Below are 16654 nucleotides of genomic sequence, written 5' to 3' on the forward strand. Positions count from 1 at the left end.
CTTATGTTTTGCTTAGAAGTGCGTCGCATTCTCTACGACTTTGGTCATTGCTCAATAAATGGTCAGCTAACGTGATGGCAAGTCATTAATATCGTGAATCATCAACACTTCAGAATAGGGAACATTATGAAGAATGGAATGCGGCTTTCAGCACTGCTAATGATGCTAGCAAGTGGGTATGCGGTGTCGGCTGATATAGAGTGGATTGGGGGAGAGACTCAAGTCAACAATGGCGATGTGGTCAGTTATCAAGGCGAGTGCTATCAAGCGCAAAACAGCCCTGGACCTTGGGAAACCCCTTCTAAACAATCTACCTGGTTTTGGAGCTCAGTGGCCTGTTCATCACCCATTACTCCTCCAATCTGCCCTGACGGCACAGAGCTTATTAATAACGAGTGTGTCGCGCCACCTGAGCCACCGATCTGCACCGAGAACCAACAGCTTGTTGATGGTGTGTGTGTGGTTCTTCCTCCTACAACAGACACGAACGCTCAACCTTGGATTGAAGGGAAGACACCGGTTGTTGATGGCGATATCGTGCTTTATCTCGATAGCTGCTATGAGGCAAAAAACAGTCCGGGAATTTGGGAGACACCTTCCAACAGTTCTTGGTTTTGGCAAACGGTCGAGTGCCCAACAACGTCGCCTGAAGAGCCGATTACCTGCCCTGATGGTTCAGTAGTTAACAGTGTAAATGAGTGCCCTGTCTCGCCTCCGGTTGTGGAGTGCCCCGATGGATCTACGGTTGATAGTGCTGAGTTGTGTCCAGATGTCACTGCGAACTTCTACGTAAGTCCAACGGGTAACGACAGCAATAACGGTTCTTTCACCGCCCCTTTTTTAAGTCTTAAAAAGGCGTTAACTCAGGCATCAGCTGGGCAAACCATCGAGATGCTTGCGGGTCGTTATCAACAAGATCAAGTTGTCGATAAAATTAATGCCACGGCAAGTCAGCCTATTACTATTAGAGGCAATGGCGCAATATTTGACGGTAGTGTTGAGATCAAACAACCTTGGTCGATTCATAGTGGGCAGATTTATAAGACTCAATTGACTCAAGATATTTGGCAACTGTTTATTGACGATCAGGTTGTGATGCCAGCACGGTGGCCGAATGCTCAGATTAATGATGGCTCTTTGTGGAACATGAAAGCAACGTGGCGTCATCAAGCGCCGCAAAGTCAACTTGGTGTGATGATTGATGAACGTCCATACGAAAGTATTTCAGTTAAAACTGCAGGTAACGAATACGTTCATTTACCCGCAGGAGTAAATGAGCAGTCACTTGCAGACTCAGGGATTGATGCAACAGGCGCGATTGCCATACTTAACATTGGATCTTGGTTAAACTGGGCGCAAGTGGTGTCGGAGCATACACCGGGTAGCAACAAATTTACCTATAGTAGCGATTTTTCTGGCTCTGGTACGGCGATGAAAAATGCGGCCAGTATTTTAAGTAACGCGTCATTTTGGCAAAACAAAAGTGTGAAATATGAAGAGGGTCATTACTATTTAGAAGGCAAGTTAGCGCTGCTCGATAGCCCCAATGAATGGTTTTTTGATCGTAACAGTAAAACCCTATATTTGTGGGCGCCTGATAATCAGGATCCAAATCAACTGGTTATTCGAGGGAAAACCCAAACCTATGGATTAACCGTTCGTAACTCTAGTTATATTGTGGTTAAGGATATGGACTTCTTCGCCACCGCTTTTACCGTGATCAACTCACACAACATTACCTTTGACGATGTTGACGCAACGCATTATGCCTATTCGCAGCGAATGCTGGGTAATTTGACACGTCCAGACACCATCAAATTTATCAATAACAATTCAGCGATTACTCGCACCCACAATCGTATTGTAAATAGCTACTTTGCTTACACAGACGGCCCTGCAATGGAAATGATCAAAGAGCAAGGCGATGTGATTGATAATAACCTAATCCACGATATTGATTATTCAAACTTAGGAACGGGTGGGGAAGGTTCAATCAACATGGCTCAGCAGAGTCGGGATATTACCTTTAGCAATAATACCTTCCATACCGCAGGCAACTCTGAAGGTGTCAGGGTTGGAGCTGAGTCGAAGGTGACGGGGAATCATGTCTACAATACCAGCTTATTACAACATGATGGTGCGGCGATTAACGTGGGTATTGATGAGCAAGCAGGGACTGAAATTGCCTATAACTGGGTTCATAGTACGCCAAAAGCCGGAATTCGTTTTGATGGCGTAGAAGGCGCTGCGAAAACAGGGCGGGATGGTGTTGTGCACCACAATGTCATTTGGGATACTAATTTCTCAATTATTAAAGGTGACTATCAAGGCACTTACAATAACTTAGCGTTTAATAACCAAGCGGTTGACCTGATTATCTTTAATAAAGAAAGTGCCGGTGGCATCAACCACAATTCGGAAACGATGAATAATTTAGTGGGGAGCTTAGTGGGGAGAAAGTCCGGTACAGCAGAGCAGCTTACAGTCCCTGGCATCACGGGTTCGAACTTAACCGCGACGTCGGGTGATGTTTTAGCTCACCTTGAAGGCGCGTTATGGGGAGACTTTAGGCCTATTCAAAGCAGCCCTATCGTTGACACAGGCTCAAGTAATACTCGCTTTACGACACTAGAGTATATCGGTAACGCCCCGGATATTGGCGCTTATGAGCGAAATGACCCGCTTTATTGGTTACCTGGACATCAAGGGTTGAAGCCGAGTAATCCCGTGCCATTTAATGGCTCTGAAGGTGTGTCATTAAATCCCTATTTACGATTCAATGTGCAAGCTTTAAGCTCAGATGTCAGGGTACTTTTTGGCGCGACACCCACATCCTTAACGACGGTATCAGCAATTGATGCAGAATATAGAATGAATGGTTTAATTGCTAGCAAGACCTATTATTGGCGTGTTGATATTGTTCAAGGCGAACAAACTATTGAGGGTCCTATTTGGTCATTTACGACCAAACCATAGAGTGATGAGAGTACCATCGGAGAAAAGAGCCACTGTGCTTTCTTCTCCGATGCCCAGTGCCTTTAGTCGACATTGTCTAAAATGAAATCAATGCATGTTCTAATTTTTGGGATTTGGTACTTAGCACTTTGGTAAACGATAAAGATGTCTAAATTGCTGGTTTGCCCATTGGATATTGGATGGCATGTCGGCACTTCGACCAGTGAACCATCCCTTAAATAGGGACGAACCCACCATTCTGGAAACAGCGCAATACCCTCACCCGCTAAGGTGGCATGCATTAGGGCTTCACCATTGTTACAGCTAAAAGCTGGCACTAGCGTTAATTGAGTCCATTTCTCATTTTGGTATGCCCACCAAGGTAATATTTCTTTATTGCGTTGGTACTGAAGTGTGGGGATTGTCTGAAGGTCGTCGACCGATAATTCATTTTTCCCGTAGGACAGCATTAATTTTGTTGCTAGCTTCGGAGTGGCGACGAGCTTAAATGCTGAACTCGACAAAGGTTTGGCAACAATGCGATCTTGAGTTAGTTGGCCGGCTCGAATCGCAATATCAACCGGATCAGTCGTAAAGTTGACTACCTTGTCGGAGAAATCAATGTCTAATGTGATGTTGGGATATTGTTGCCTAAATTTATGTAACGTAGGCAGGAGAACGCGTTCGCCAAAGCTTGTCGAGACACTTATCCTAAGCCTTCCAACCATGGCTTCTTTTCGTTGTGATATTAGCTCATCGGCATCGTCCAATTGTTTCATACCGGGCACTATTTGTTGGTAATAAAGGGTGCCTAATTCAGTGGCTTTTACTTGGCGAGTTGTTCTTTGAATGAGCTCTATCCCTAGCTCATTTTCTAGATCTTTAATTCGACGAGAAATAGATGAAGGTGGGACATCAACTTCGGCGGCGACTTTACTAAAGCTTCTTAATTCAACAACCCGTTTGAAGTAACGCAACGCTCTTAATTTATCCATAATCGACCTAATTAATGCTCTATTTTCCAATTAAACTACCTGTTTATTGTCAAAATGACAAAACTGATTTCTATAAAGACCTCTGTTTCAATCGTGGAAGTGTCGTTACTATTTTAACAAATAGAGCGGAACGTACGGTGAATACGCCCTACTGACGCTAGGTAGAGTATTTCTAGAGAGAGGTGATATATGACTAAGAAAAATTTGCTTGTTTTAGGCGGTTCGGGTGGCGTTGGGCAGTGGTTGGTAAAGTTGGCGGTGGAACAGGGGTATAACGTCACCATGCTGATTCGTGCTTCTAGTCGTTACGTGGCTCCGCAAGGGGTTGAGGTTATTGTGGGAGACGTGCTTGATACGAATGTGCTAACACAGGCGTTGAAAGGCCAAGACGCAGTGGTCTCTGCGCTTGGAATTATGCGCGTTAAACCGAATAACCCATGGTCTGCGTTGGCGTCCCCGCCAGATCTCATGACACAGGTTGCGCAGAACTTGGTGAGCGCGATGAAGGCGCAGAGCGTTGAACGAGTGGTGGCTATCAGTGCGGCAGGTGTGGCGGAGAGTGAATCTCAAATGAGTGTTGCGCTGAAGCTGCTGATTCGCAGTAGTAATGTTCGGAAAACGTTTGCTGACTTTTCTCACATGGAAGATACCTTTGCGCAAAGTGGGCTCGATACGCTTTCAATTCGGCCAGTAGGATTAGTCGATAAAAATAGTCAACGCGCGGTTGGGATCGTCGATAAATTCAACCTTGGCGATCAAATTTCAAAAAGGGATGTGGCGCATTGGATGTTACAAGCCTTAGATCGTCCGAATAAGTTTGCAGTGAGGACGGAAATGATTGGTTGGACATAATGTGGCGGAAAATAGAGGCTTGGAGATAGAGTGTGGAAATACGCGACCGCCCTATGGCGATAACACCAAGGCTATTGGCTAAAAAACAACACACAACCAAAGTAAATCATCACCACACCGGCGATTCGGTTTACCCAAAAGCCTGCGGAGGAATGTTGCGTACTGCCCTTCATTTTCAAGATAACCAGCGCGACAAAATAAAACCAAGTTAATAGCACAAGACCGTGAATCGCCACTAATAGATAGGCATCGACATATTGGAAGTTATCAAAGTCGACAAACTGAGGAAAGGCTGCCAAATAAAACAGTATACCTTTGGGGTTTGAAAATTGAGTGAGAAAGCCCTCGAGAACGGATTTATATGCTTTGGGAGCGGCGTAGTGTTTCAAGCCGGGTACACTCGCTGACGCCTTCGCACTAAAGGAGCCGACGAGCATTTTTATCCCTATGTATAAAAAGTAGCCTGAACCAATGTATTTTAATATGTTGAAAAAATAAGGAGATCCTAGCAATAGCGCTGAAATGCCAAATATCCCTAAACTGGCCTGAATAAACATGGCTAGAATAAAGCCAACAATATTATAGAGTGCGGACCTTTTTCCAAACAGAGAGGTGGATCTTAGAATCAGTACCCCGTTGGGGCCTGGAGACATCACCAACAGTATAATAATTAAACTAAAAGAGAGTAGGTCAGCCATAGTCAACTCTTGATGAAATAGAAGTTCAAGTGTAGCAATCTTTTACTAGTAGAGTGTTGTTTAGGGTGAAGTTCGTGATCAATATAGCGGTTGAGCTAGCGCATGGCATCATACTATGTGTGGGTTTCCGGAATGACTAGCAGGGTACGCAGTGCAAAGTGAGTAGTGGGACTGTCTCGGCTGCGGAAGACTTTTTAGTGTACGCTCAGGCGCTAGATACGATGACGACGATTGGTGAATACACTTATGGTAGTACAGGACAGCCGTTATTTCGCAACTTACCCGGTGGCGGTTGTTTTAGAGTGTGCACAAAGCGAGATACTTATGCTGATGGACGAGATTTTGTCGGCACAGGGATTAAACCTGATATTCTCGTTTCGCCGACGTACCAGCATCTGATTGATGGTGTGGACTACGTTCTTGAAACAGCAGTCGAATTGATGACACGTAATTTACAAAATGAGGATTCACCATTAAATAGCACGGATTGCTAGGCTTAATGTGTAGCGGCGTGGGAATAATCTTGGATTAAGAGAGCGTCTTCCTACAGACGACTAAACTCTCTAAGCATATAGTTAATTTGAGGGATGTATTTCTCCCCCATGAAATAACCAGCATCCCTGCTATCCCCCCGTTGACACGGATTGTTGACGGGGGGATGTTCTGCTTTTACTCCACTATCTAACTCACGGTTCGGCTGAATCTAAGGCTCGTCATCCAAGCCAACACACCAATGACCATATAAATCGCGATGTGAGACCACCCTGCTTCTGGTATGGCACTCAGTGGATTAGCGGCAAGAATAGCGTGCAGCGGTAAATAGAATATGTCGGAAAAGAACTGGTCGACACCGTAATAACCAAATAGTGCGATTGGCATCCAGCGTAGCGCATAAATGGCAATTAATAACACTAAGAGCGGGGAATTCACTTTCTGAGAAATAGCCATTGCTGTCAGTGCGAAGGGTAATAGAAGAACGCCTGCTATTACCATTCTTAAACAAAATGAAAACCAGTTGAACACCACGTCCACGAGAGATGCATGACGATAGAGCAGCGCCAGCTGGTGGTCAGTTGAGGCATTGAGCATCCACAGCATCAGGTCGGCAAAAAAGACCAATATAGAGCACACCAAAGGAATCACTAATAAACCAAATACAAGTTTAACTAAGTGCGTTTTTACATCGCTAATGGGCATACTGCGCCAAAACATCAGGCTGCCCTCAACACGTTCTTTACGAAGTGTTCTTGGGAAATATTGGGTGCCAAGTAAAATGGACAGCAGCCCCACGCCCCCCGCTACCAGCATATTGACGTTGTCACCCATTTCTCTGTGAATATCACTGACATCGCCGCTAAAGCTCATTTCGTAAAACATATTATGCTGTAGGGTAGTGCTGCTCATCAAAGTCACAAAAAGTAGCAGTCCGCAGGCAAACATGAATAAAGGAACACGCGTAACCAGTGGGTTTTCCAGCCACTCTTTACGTAACATGGCAATAGTCGAACGCATTATGCTTTCTCCTTCTGTAACGCTAAAAACAGATCCGCTAACTTCACGCCATACACATCCCCAAGCGCTTTTGCCTGTGCGGCATATTGAGATGAAAGCAGCCACTTAGTCGTGCCTAGCCCTTTTTGAGAAGAGAGCGGGTTCATGGTTGCAATGTGGTCTTTATGTTCATCGCTAGCATCAAGAATAAAGTAATCGTCGCCAATACTATCCATTGAGGTTTGCAGTACTGGGCGACCATGCTTAAGAATCAGCAGGTCCGTGAGTAGATGCTCGATCTCCGCTACCTCATGACTGGCAATGATTAGCGCTCGCTTACCATCGTGAAACCACTCTAATAGGTGGCGGTAGAATGTGTCTCGGTAGACGAGATCCAGCCCAAGGGTAGGTTCATCTAAAATTAATATTTGCGTATTGGTGGCGATGACAATTGCTAGGTGTAATTGCACCTTCATCCCTTTCGAGAGGGTTTTGATGCGTGCTCGGAGTTTAATATCGGTTTGGTTAAGGACTTGGTCTGCTTTGCTGCGGTTAAAGCTCGGGTGAACGCCTTCTGTATAGCTGAGAAGCTGGGCGACAGTCATCCAGCCGGGCAGCACATTGACATCTGAGATATAAGACAAGCTGTGCATGATTTGATCGCGTTGCGTGACGGGCTCAAAGCCATTGATGCGAATACTGCCTTGGTATTGGTGCGCGCCGAGCAACGCATTAATCAAAGTGGACTTTCCTGCACCATTATGTCCGAGCAGACCAAGGACTTGGCCTGCATGTAATTCAAAGCTAATGTCATGTAAGGCTTCACCATTTCTATGATATTGCTTAGATACGTGCTTGACGCTAACAAGTGCGTTCATTGGTCACCTTCAAGATGTGGTTTTAGTTGCTGGATAAACTCTGACAGTGACATATCCAGATGTTGTAACGTGGCGGCGATTTGCGGGATTTGTTGTTGAAGAAAGCGCGCTTTTTCGTCGGCCAACAATTTTAGTTTTGCTCCGTGAGTCACAAACATGCCCTGACCACGCTTCTTTTCAACCAGTCCATCGTCAACGAGTAATTGATAGCCTTTCATGACGGTAAGGTGATTGATTTTCATATCCGCAGAGACGCTTCGTACCGAAGGCAAGGCTTGACCCTCTTGCCAAATTCCTTGCAGGATTTGCTGAGTGATTCGATCAGCCAACTGCCGAAATATCGGCTGGCGATCATGCCAATGCGTCATATAGGTTTCCTTGGCTGTTTTGGTGTTATATATAGGTATATCACCATGGTGGTTGGATGGGAAGGTATTATTTTATGATGAGAGTTTGGTTTGTATTTTTGTTGTTCAGAGAGTAAAGCAAGCCCGCTCCGCCTTTGCAAAAGGAGGAGCGGGTAAGGTAATGATGTGGGTTTACGGAGGGTTAAACCGCTTCTATAACGGTACCGGACGTTCTTTGCATGATTTCAGAGGCATAGGCTAAATCACCGATGTAGCTCTTATGGCCAGTATTCTCAACAAACTGACAGCAGGCATCCACTTTTGGCCCCATAGAGCCAGCCGGGAAGGTATATTGCTTCATTTTAGCAACGGCAATGCGCTCGATTTTCTCTTCTTGCGGTGTGCCCCAATCTAAACAGACGTGAGTGCCGTCGGTGAGGATCAGCAAATGTTCTGCGCCAAGTTCTTCTGCAATTAATGCCGCTGTCATGTCTTTATCAATCACCGCTTCAAAACCCACATAAGCGCCGTCTTTTTCAATTACAGGTGCGCCGCCGCCGCCGCCACAAATGACGAGGTGTTCTTTATCAAGAAGATCTTTAATCGCTTTGATTTCTAATACTTCTTTTGGTGCTGGGGACGGGACCACACGACGCCAATGTGCGCCATCGGGTTTGACTACCCAATTGTTTTGTTCGGCTAGGGATTTTGCTTGTTCCTCGTTATAGATAGGGCCGATAAATTTGCTCGGATTAGCAATGGCTGGGTCATTTTCATCCACCACAATTCGAGTCAGAATTGTGGTGGTATAACGATCGTTAATGGCCGCATTTAGACCTTGTTGGAATAGGTAGCCAATCATGCCTTGCGTCTCTGCCCCTAAGACGTCAAATGGATATGCAGGGCACTCTTTGTAAGCGTCATTTTGCAGTGAAAGTAGACCAACTTGCGGGCCGTTACCATGAACAATGACTAAGCGGTAATCTTTACTTAGCTCTGCCAGTGAACGTGCCGTTTGAGCAATACTTTTCTGTTGGTTTTGACAGCTCATTACTTCACCACGTTGTAATAAAGCATTGCCACCAACCGCGACAACAATAATAGGTTTTGACATGTTTAACTCTCCAAGTGACGGAATTAACCGAACGGCTAACAAAGTGAATTTAGTGTATTGAAATGCTTATTTATGGTTGGAGATAAAAATCACAATTCGGTTTTTATTTGGATTTTAGATAGTTTTGTTACGCACCGATCACAGAGTGGGATAATAATCGAAACTGGTGACCGATATGTGATTCTAATTGCAGGTTTTATAAGGGATAAATAATAGCGAGTTAACTTGATTAAAATCAATAATAGGGTTTTCTCCCCCTGTTTAGTGCAGATCTGTCGTGTCCATATTATTTTTATCCATCATTTGTTGCTTCAAAACCGATACCAAATTCTCATCGCAGTTTTAAGTGTGTATTTACCGTTAAATAAATCCCGTACCAGATAACGGACTAAAACTAATTACCCATAACTTTATGAATATAAAGTGAATTAAATTCTGAAATGAGGGACATGTTATGAAATTACCGACTTCTAGCGCTACTGAACTCAAAAAAGCAAACTTACAGCACATGGTGTCAATGAAAGACTTCTCTGTCGAAGAGATGGATAACATGATGGAGCTGATGGCGTATCTAAAACAAGCGCGTAAAGACAACGCAGTACCACAGCTATTTAAAGGAAAATCAGTTGGGATGATCTTTGAAGCTGGGTCAACACGGACGCGTGTGTCGTTTGAAGTTGCTGCGACGTTATTGGGCGGTCATGGCTTATTCCTATCACCAAAAGATATTCACTTAGGGGGCAAAGAGTCAATTGATGATACCTCACGTGTACTTTCTCGCATGTGTGACATCATTATGGCACGTACCAATAGCCCGGAAACATTAGATGGTTTACTTGAAATGTCGACCGTACCGGTTATTAACGGCCTAGATACTCGTTTCCACCCAACGCAAATGCTCGCCGACTTGTTTACCATTAAAGAGCATATTACCGATGGCCGTAAACTGTCTGACTTAACGCTGGCCTTTATGGGTGATGCGACTGACGTATGTCGCTCCCTAATGTTGACGTGTGCCAAATATGGTATGGGCTTTAAGCAAATTGGTCCGAAAAAATATCAGATGCAGCAAGAATGGGTGGAAATGGCGCTGAATTTCTGTGAAGAGTCTGGCGGCACCATTGAAATTACCGATGATGTAGAACGCGTGGCCGATTGTGACGTGGTTTACGGAGACAGCTTCTACTGGTCTACGCAAATGGATGAGAAAGAAGAGCGCCTTGCCGCTTTCATGCCTGATTACGTGATTTCAGAAGAGTTGATGGCGAAAGCCCGTCCGGGAGCAATGTTACTTCACTGTCTGCCCGCTAATGACAAAGAAGAAATTACACGTGGCGCATTAGAAAGTGAATATTGTGTGGCGTTTGATGAATCAGAAAACCGTCTCACGGCTCAAATGGCAATTCTAGTATACTTTACCCACAAAGATGAAGTCATTCCTACACAACAAACCATTAAATATCATGAAGATAAAATTACTGGATTCCTTAAAACCTTGTAATCAATTTATTGGCGATATTTAGCTAAAGCCAAACCAGTTTATCTTCCTTTAGCTGGTTTGGCTCTCTTTTGCCTACGATTACTCAACTTCATAATATTCATGTATTGAACTGGATATTCACGCATTAATTTGGAGATAGAATGCGATGACAACTAGTATCATTAAGATTTCAAGAAATACTGAAAAGGCTCCATTGAATGTTCACTCTTCTCAATCCGTTGCTTTTTCCCATTATAATAATATTTCTGCCCAATTGCCGATCGATCCAAACACTAATACGCTGGTTTTTGGCGGTGTCGAAGAGCAGGCCAAACAGTGCTTGAGTAATATTAAAACGATTGTTAACAGTATCGACCACACCATGAGCGACGTGGTGAGAATCAATGTCTATCTGAAAAATATTTCCGATTTAGATAAAGTGAATGAAGTCTATTGCGGATTTTTCAATATGTATGTTCCTACTCATACTTCTCTCGCTGTCGCCGCATTGCCTTTAGAAGGGGCGTTAGTACAAATGGACGCCGTTATTTCCAATGGTGAGGGAACCTATCCGCAAGAAGCGTGTGACTTAGTAAAATTGGCAAGAAATACACCAAATGCGCCAGTGACGTCATTGTCTACACAAAGCGTTGCTTTCTCTCATTACAGTCACGTGTCAGCACAGCTACCGATTGAGGCGACAACAGGTAATGTGATTGCGGGAGGAGTGCGAGAGCAAACGCAACAATGTTTAAAGAACATTAAAGCCATATTGGAAGGTATAGAGGTGCCTGTTGATGATGTTGTAAAAATAAACGTTCATCTAAAAAACCTTGCGGACTTGGATGCCTTTGATGAGGTGTATACCAGGTTCTTTCCTGACTCATCGATCGCAAGAGCGGTGAATTATATGCCTGCGCGTTCGGTGATAGTGGCAGAGGGGTTGCCCATGAATGCCTTGGTGCAAGTCGATGCTACCGTTTCTCATGGTGATGGGACTCCGCCGCAAGTGGTTGAAGATCGCCATGGTATTGTGATTAGAGCTCACAATACTAACAAAGCACCTGTTAGTGCTTTGTCGTCGCAAAGTGTGGCTTTTTCTCACTACAATAACCTTTCCGCTCAACTTCCTATAGACCCGTCGGTAGGGGCGATTGTGGCCTTTGGAGTGAAAGAGCAAGCCATGCAGTGCCTGAACAATATTAAGTCCATTGTAGAGAGTGTTGGTCATGTTATTGATGACGTGGTGAAGCTCAACGTTCAGCTCAATAACATGGAAGATTTAGCGGCATTTAACGACGTGTTACCAAGCTACTTTGATAACACATTGCCTGCAGTGACGGTAATTGGCGTGTCTAGTCTACCCAAGGATGCGGTAATACAAATGGATGCCATTGTGTCTAATGCTGAGGGAACGTCACCGACGAAATCTCAGTAAGTCATATAGTGAATATGACTAAATGGGGCACATTAACATGTGCCCCATTTGATCTGACCTTAGTCTTTAAATCTAATTTCAACACCTTGGCTATTTGCCTCTAAACAAGCTGGCTAAGATGATGAGGTTCGGCTGGCCGCTCACTTGTTGGCTCAATACGCTGTAGATACTGTGGCAAGTAAACGGAGAGATAAGCAAGCGCTAGTCTGTACCCTTCTTTTCCTGCTTCCGAGCTGATCTGGTTTCTTCCCGTTGCGTTATAAAATGTGCTGTAAACCTTATCAGCCGCCTGAAGTGCTATCGCAAAAATATTGTAGTTATTAGGTAAAGCTGGCAGTACAAAATGCTGTTGGTAAAGATTACGAATACGTTCACCCAGCGCTTGGTCATGTTCAAAGTCGGCCTTTCTTAGGTCATAAAATTTATGTTGTCCAAGCACGAGCTTCGTCGCGACTGGATTATTTTGGTAGTATTGAAAATAAGCACTTTCAATACGCCATGTAATAGCTTGCCAGTTATCAAAAAATGGCGTTTTCTCAATGTTAGCGAGCATGTGGTCAAAGTCACGAAATACATCATCAGCAATACATAGAAGTAATGCTTCTATATTAGGATAATGGTGATATACCGTTGAAGTGGCTATTTTGGCATGTCTGGCAATATCATAAATAGAAATGTTATTAATATCACTGCGTTCAATTATTTGAAATGTGGCTTCTTTTATTTTCTTAATTTTTTCTGTTTTTGTTATTGATGTCATTGTTAATATCCTACTGCCGTTGGATGAAGGGAGTTGAATTTGACCGATAGAATATATTTAGCCCATCAATGTAAGGCAAATATTAAGATAAACACTACGTCAATATATGTTGCAATGATTGATTAGAATCAATCATTTTCAAAGTAAATGCATGGCTTGTTAATACTGGTATGAAGGTCACGATTTGCCGGGTTAATGCGCCACTATTACCGATGTCAGATTCCAAGCTCGGTAATAGTGGCTATGGCTTGGTTTAATTGTCTTAAGGCTACACATAACGCCGATTAATACTACTTACCTTGCTGGTTCCATTGGAGAATCTATTATGGAAGAGAAAACAAAGAAAAAACTAGGGCTTGTCGATATTGTTCTTTTTGGGGTATGTACCGTACTGGTTGTGGATACCGTTGCGGCGACCGCAGTGGCTGGGCCGGGGGGAATATTCTGGTGGTTGGTCATTTTGATTTTGTTCTTTTTACCTTATGGCTTAATTACCGCGGAGCTTGCGACAACGTATCCAGCCGAAGGTGGGATCTACGATTGGGTGAAACGCGCATTTGGTCGTAACTGGGGAGCAAGAACGGCGTGGTTCTATTGGGTCAACTATGCCTTGTGGGTGCCTGCGGTATTTTATCTCTTTGCGGTTGTTTTAGCGCAGGTATTAAATACGGAGTTTTCACCATGGCAGATAGCCGGTGTTTCCATTGCAATGAGTTGGTTGTGCTCTTATATCAGCACCAAACCGGTTGCCGACGCTAATTGGATATCTTCTCTTGGCGCTATCTTGAAAGTGCTTATTATGTCCGTTTTGGGTATTGGTGGGCTCATTCAGGCGTTTAACGGTGAAGTGGCGAATGACTTTAGTGCCAGTGCGTTTGCGCCATCATTTCAGGTTGGTTTTGCCATTCTTTCCGTGATGTTGTTTAACTTGTTGGGTTTTGAAGTGGTGTCTGCGGCATCGGATTCCATGGAAAACCCGAAAAAAGACATTCCGAAAGCGACGGTACTTGGCGGTATATTGATTGCTTTTTTCTATCTGCTTGCCACGTTTGGCGTACAAGCTGCGTTACCTCTGGATCAAATTTCAGCGTCGGCGGGCTTGTATGAAAGCTTAGTCATCTTATTTGGTATTGAAGGTTTTACTGGTGTGGTTATTAATATTTTGGCGATTTGTTTTATGTTTACCTTGGTCGCGAATATTACCAACTGGTCAGTGGGGGTTAACTATGTGGCGCTTTACGCGGCCAAAAATGACGATATGCCGAAAGTATTTGCTACCACAACTCAGTCGGGTACGCCGAAGGGTGCCGCGATTTGGAATGGTATTGTCGCCACGATCACTATGATTGCTTATGCACTGATTGCCACATTTGGCGGTAACGAAGATCTATTTTGGAACGTATTTTCACTTGGCGCTATCATTCTATTATTGTCTTATGTGGTTATGTTCCCGGCATTTCTTAAGTTGCGTAAAATCGACGCGACACTGCCACGTCCCTATAAAGTGGCAGGGAAACCTTGGTTAATTCGTTTAATGTGCTTTGTGCCAATGTGCTTGTTGATAGGTGGCATCATTACTTTCTTCTGGGTACCGGGTACACCATTTGATTGGAGCTATTTCTGGCAAGTGGGAACGGGTATCGGTATCGCGATCTTGTTTGGTGAGGTGTATATCTATAGAACGACGAAACCGCAGCAAGACTCACAACCCGTATTGGGTGATTCATAGCGTAGAAAATCAAGCCAGAGCGAATGCTCTGGCTTGATTCAATTTGCGACAGACTGTCTGCTACTAATTAGTTGCTGCCTATTGAGGGAGCACAACTTGCCCAGCCACAATTGCGAAGACACTTGTTTGTGGCTTTTTGTCCATGTGAACGGTTGTTTTTTTACCTGCAACGTCATACGTGACATCGTACCCAGAGATTTGAGTCGAAGTGACATATTCCGTTTGGCAACGTCGTTCTGTTGTACTTACGGTGCTATTTTTTTGTGCGTTTTCTTGAATCTTTCGACCTGTCATTGCTCCGGCTACAGTGCCAACCGCAGTGGCGACAGTTTTTCCAGAACCTCCGCCGACTTGGTTACCTAATGCTGCGCCTGCAGCGGCGCCACCAAGCGTACCAAGCAGTTTATCTTCATCTTTTATGTCAGCTTGGCGCGTTACGACGACATCGTTGCAAACTTGTCGCGGCGTTTTTACGGAGCTGGTTACCGCTTCAACTAACGTGACCGTTGCGTGTGTTGGTGCTTCTTCTTTACAGGCTGAAAGGACAAGCATCCCTGTTGCTGCTAGCACCACTGCTTTCATCTTCATGGAAAATTCCTAATTATGTTTTTGTATAGGCAGTATGGTAAGGATAAAAATGATAGATAAATCAGCAGCAAATGAAGTCTGTGTCAGTGTCTGGTGAAGAGTCAGGGCAGTATGAGCATTGTGTAAAAAGGCGACACGGTAAAGGGTTATCGTTTTATATTGACTAAACAGTCCCCGGCGCTAGGTGATTTGATCATCTTAAGAGTTCACGACTGATCTTCTGTGAAAGCAAACCAGTTTTTCTATTTTTGTTGAGGTATGATGCTTGCGTCTTAAAAGTAGTTTGGTGTGCATGTTTTCTTGTCGTTGTCGCAATAGTTACCGGTGGTCTCTCTTAATGTCAGTCATGTTGCTGGTATTGAGTTTTTTTGCCGTTAGCAATGAAGCGAATGAGGCGATGTCGCACCAGGGCGCTCTCAACTTCAGCCAAACCCCTATCTCATTTACCACGAACTCACACAAACTGGAAACAGCCACGCAATCTCATTGCTGCGCTTCGTTTTGTTTGCTTAAAGTCCCCTGTGGTCAGTCGGTCACTTTTCTAAATCAACATCGAGTAACACGAGCGCTTATGCCAAAGGATGAAGCAGAAAAGGCCATTGCTCGCATTCAAACCTTGTTCCGCCCTCCTATTGCTTAATTTTTATTAATATCAATTTATTGCGAGTTTTCGCACATCATTAATATTTTTGGAATTATGCCCAATGAAAACACTATTTACTTTATTTACAGCGCTTATGCTGAGCGTGTCTGTGCAAGCGTCAACCTTTGAAGAGGGGACGCATTACACCGTTTTGGATGTTGATAAATCGACGATGCCAAAAGTGACGGAGTTTTTCTCGTTCTATTGTCCACACTGTTACAAATTTGAAGCCGTGGTTGAAAATTTAAAGCCCGCACTTGCAGAAGGGGTTAAGTTTGAAAAGGTACACGTTGCCTTTATGGGTAATGACATGGCTGTGCCAATGGCGAAATCGTACGCGACGATGGTGGCACTCAAGGCGGAAAAAACCATGGTGCCCGCGATGTTTAACCAAATCCATGAGATGAACAAGAGGCCGAACAATGAGCAACAGCTCCGTCAAATCTTCTTAGATAATGGTATTGACGCGAAAGCCTTTGATTCGGCATACAGCAGCTTTGTGGTTAACTCAATGCAGAAGAAGTTTGATAAGCAGTTTGAGGCTAGTACATTGACGGGCGTACCGGGCGTGTTGGTAAACAATAAGTACATTGTTCAGCCGTCTGGAATCAAAAGCTATGATGAATACAATGAGCTAGTGAATTACTTGCTCACCCTTTAATGGGGGTTACACATCGTTGATAAGG

16 protein-coding genes are annotated in these 16654 nt (G+C 44.1%); 8 read left to right on the top strand and 8 right to left on the bottom strand.

All coding sequences use genetic code 11. From position 1 onward, the window contains the following. Nucleotides 1-126: 126 nt before the first annotated feature. Nucleotides 127-2976 carry a hypothetical protein gene (locus L4D74_RS14745; protein ID WP_428752885.1) on the top strand — a complete coding sequence of 950 codons (2850 nt, stop codon included), beginning with the start codon at nucleotides 127-129 and terminating at the stop codon, nucleotides 2974-2976. A 62-nt stretch (nucleotides 2977-3038) separates the two neighbouring features. Here L4D74_RS14745 and L4D74_RS14750 read toward each other — a convergent pair whose 3' ends face one another. Next, nucleotides 3039-3950: a LysR family transcriptional regulator gene (locus L4D74_RS14750; RefSeq protein ID WP_428752887.1), complete on the bottom strand. Its 912-nt coding sequence runs from the start codon at nucleotides 3948-3950 to the stop codon at nucleotides 3039-3041. 189 nt (nucleotides 3951-4139) lie between these two features. Between L4D74_RS14750 and L4D74_RS14755 the strand changes: the two genes are divergently transcribed. Then, on the top strand, nucleotides 4140-4802 hold the full coding sequence (locus L4D74_RS14755; RefSeq protein ID WP_428752889.1) for an NAD(P)H-binding protein: 663 nt from the start codon (nucleotides 4140-4142) through the stop codon (nucleotides 4800-4802). Nucleotides 4803-4873: 71 nt separating this feature from the next. Here L4D74_RS14755 and L4D74_RS14760 read toward each other — a convergent pair whose 3' ends face one another. Beyond that, nucleotides 4874-5500, bottom strand: a complete 627-nt coding sequence (locus tag L4D74_RS14760) for a LysE family translocator (RefSeq protein ID WP_428752890.1) — start codon at nucleotides 5498-5500, stop codon at nucleotides 4874-4876. Nucleotides 5501-5658: 158 nt separating this feature from the next. Between L4D74_RS14760 and L4D74_RS14765 the strand changes: the two genes are divergently transcribed. Then, nucleotides 5659-5994 (top strand): S41 family peptidase, encoded by a 336-nt coding sequence (locus tag L4D74_RS14765; protein WP_428752891.1) that lies wholly within the window; start codon nucleotides 5659-5661, stop codon nucleotides 5992-5994. Between the two features lie 187 nt (nucleotides 5995-6181). Here the strand turns inward: L4D74_RS14765 and L4D74_RS14770 are convergent, their stop codons facing one another. The 4 genes from L4D74_RS14770 to arcC form a co-directional block, all read right to left on the bottom strand. Beyond that, nucleotides 6182-7012 carry a hypothetical protein gene (locus tag L4D74_RS14770; protein ID WP_428752892.1) on the bottom strand — a complete coding sequence of 277 codons (831 nt, stop codon included), beginning with the start codon at nucleotides 7010-7012 and terminating at the stop codon, nucleotides 6182-6184. Then, nucleotides 7012-7869, bottom strand: a complete 858-nt coding sequence (locus tag L4D74_RS14775) for an ABC transporter ATP-binding protein (RefSeq protein ID WP_428752894.1) — start codon at nucleotides 7867-7869, stop codon at nucleotides 7012-7014. The genes L4D74_RS14770 and L4D74_RS14775 overlap by 1 nt, the downstream gene beginning before the upstream one ends. Further along, on the bottom strand, nucleotides 7866-8237 hold the full coding sequence (locus tag L4D74_RS14780; RefSeq protein ID WP_428752896.1) for a GntR family transcriptional regulator: 372 nt from the start codon (nucleotides 8235-8237) through the stop codon (nucleotides 7866-7868). The genes L4D74_RS14775 and L4D74_RS14780 overlap by 4 nt, the downstream gene beginning before the upstream one ends. A 181-nt stretch (nucleotides 8238-8418) precedes the next feature. Beyond that, nucleotides 8419-9330: a carbamate kinase gene (arcC, locus tag L4D74_RS14785; protein WP_428752898.1), complete on the bottom strand. Its 912-nt coding sequence runs from the start codon at nucleotides 9328-9330 to the stop codon at nucleotides 8419-8421. Nucleotides 9331-9784: 454 nt separating this feature from the next. Between arcC and argF the strand changes: the two genes are divergently transcribed. Then, entirely contained in the window at nucleotides 9785-10831 is a 1047-nt protein-coding gene (argF, locus tag L4D74_RS14790; RefSeq protein WP_265675720.1) for an ornithine carbamoyltransferase, read from the top strand. Between the two features lie 145 nt (nucleotides 10832-10976). Beyond that, on the top strand, nucleotides 10977-12248 hold the full coding sequence (locus L4D74_RS14795; RefSeq protein WP_428752900.1) for a RidA family protein: 1272 nt from the start codon (nucleotides 10977-10979) through the stop codon (nucleotides 12246-12248). Between the two features lie 100 nt (nucleotides 12249-12348). Here the strand turns inward: L4D74_RS14795 and L4D74_RS14800 are convergent, their stop codons facing one another. Next, entirely contained in the window at nucleotides 12349-13008 is a 660-nt protein-coding gene (locus tag L4D74_RS14800) for a TetR/AcrR family transcriptional regulator (protein WP_428752901.1), read from the bottom strand. 325 nt (nucleotides 13009-13333) lie between these two features. On the opposite strand from L4D74_RS14800, the gene L4D74_RS14805 reads away from it, so the two are divergent. Beyond that, a complete protein-coding gene (locus L4D74_RS14805; protein ID WP_428752903.1) occupies nucleotides 13334-14737 on the top strand; it encodes an APC family permease in 1404 nt (467 codons plus the stop codon). A 78-nt stretch (nucleotides 14738-14815) separates the two neighbouring features. On the opposite strand, the gene L4D74_RS14810 is transcribed toward L4D74_RS14805, so the two are convergent. Continuing rightward, the gene (locus tag L4D74_RS14810) at nucleotides 14816-15325 is read right to left on the bottom strand and encodes a glycine zipper 2TM domain-containing protein (protein WP_428752905.1); all 510 of its coding nucleotides are present in this window, start codon (nucleotides 15323-15325) and stop codon (nucleotides 14816-14818) included. 337 nt (nucleotides 15326-15662) lie between these two features. Here L4D74_RS14810 and L4D74_RS14815 point away from each other — a divergent pair, with 337 nt between their 5' ends. Both L4D74_RS14815 and L4D74_RS14820 read left to right on the top strand, forming a co-directional pair. Continuing rightward, nucleotides 15663-15965: a hypothetical protein gene (locus L4D74_RS14815; RefSeq protein ID WP_428752907.1), complete on the top strand. Its 303-nt coding sequence runs from the start codon at nucleotides 15663-15665 to the stop codon at nucleotides 15963-15965. Nucleotides 15966-16029: 64 nt separating this feature from the next. Continuing rightward, nucleotides 16030-16629 (top strand): thiol:disulfide interchange protein DsbA/DsbL, encoded by a 600-nt coding sequence (locus tag L4D74_RS14820; RefSeq protein WP_428752908.1) that lies wholly within the window; start codon nucleotides 16030-16032, stop codon nucleotides 16627-16629. The last annotated feature ends 25 nt before the right edge of the window (nucleotides 16630-16654 follow it).

The organism is Vibrio cionasavignyae, assembly GCF_050337155.1.
Taxonomy (GTDB): Bacteria; Pseudomonadota; Gammaproteobacteria; order Enterobacterales; family Vibrionaceae; genus Vibrio; species Vibrio nomapromontoriensis.

Excerpts from the sequence above, each read along its gene's own strand:
- L4D74_RS14800 (WP_428752901.1), bottom strand. The coding sequence starts at position 13,008 with ATGACATCAATAACAAAAACAGAAAAAATTAAGAAAATAAAAGAAGCC.
- L4D74_RS14755 (WP_428752889.1), top strand. The coding sequence starts at position 4,140 with ATGACTAAGAAAAATTTGCTTGTTTTAGGCGGTTCGGGTGGCGTTGGG.
- L4D74_RS14795 (WP_428752900.1), top strand. The coding sequence starts at position 10,977 with ATGACAACTAGTATCATTAAGATTTCAAGAAATACTGAAAAGGCTCCA.
- argF (WP_265675720.1), top strand. The coding sequence starts at position 9,785 with ATGAAATTACCGACTTCTAGCGCTACTGAACTCAAAAAAGCAAACTTA.
- L4D74_RS14770 (WP_428752892.1), bottom strand. The coding sequence starts at position 7,012 with ATGCGTTCGACTATTGCCATGTTACGTAAAGAGTGGCTGGAAAACCCA.
- L4D74_RS14810 (WP_428752905.1), bottom strand. The coding sequence starts at position 15,325 with ATGAAGATGAAAGCAGTGGTGCTAGCAGCAACAGGGATGCTTGTCCTT.
- L4D74_RS14780 (WP_428752896.1), bottom strand. The coding sequence starts at position 8,237 with ATGACGCATTGGCATGATCGCCAGCCGATATTTCGGCAGTTGGCTGAT.
- arcC (WP_428752898.1), bottom strand. The coding sequence starts at position 9,330 with ATGTCAAAACCTATTATTGTTGTCGCGGTTGGTGGCAATGCTTTATTA.
- L4D74_RS14775 (WP_428752894.1), bottom strand. The coding sequence starts at position 7,869 with ATGAACGCACTTGTTAGCGTCAAGCACGTATCTAAGCAATATCATAGA.
- L4D74_RS14760 (WP_428752890.1), bottom strand. The coding sequence starts at position 5,500 with ATGGCTGACCTACTCTCTTTTAGTTTAATTATTATACTGTTGGTGATG.
- L4D74_RS14805 (WP_428752903.1), top strand. The coding sequence starts at position 13,334 with ATGGAAGAGAAAACAAAGAAAAAACTAGGGCTTGTCGATATTGTTCTT.
- L4D74_RS14745 (WP_428752885.1), top strand. The coding sequence starts at position 127 with ATGAAGAATGGAATGCGGCTTTCAGCACTGCTAATGATGCTAGCAAGT.
- L4D74_RS14820 (WP_428752908.1), top strand. The coding sequence starts at position 16,030 with ATGAAAACACTATTTACTTTATTTACAGCGCTTATGCTGAGCGTGTCT.
- L4D74_RS14750 (WP_428752887.1), bottom strand. The coding sequence starts at position 3,950 with ATGGATAAATTAAGAGCGTTGCGTTACTTCAAACGGGTTGTTGAATTA.
- L4D74_RS14815 (WP_428752907.1), top strand. The coding sequence starts at position 15,663 with ATGTCAGTCATGTTGCTGGTATTGAGTTTTTTTGCCGTTAGCAATGAA.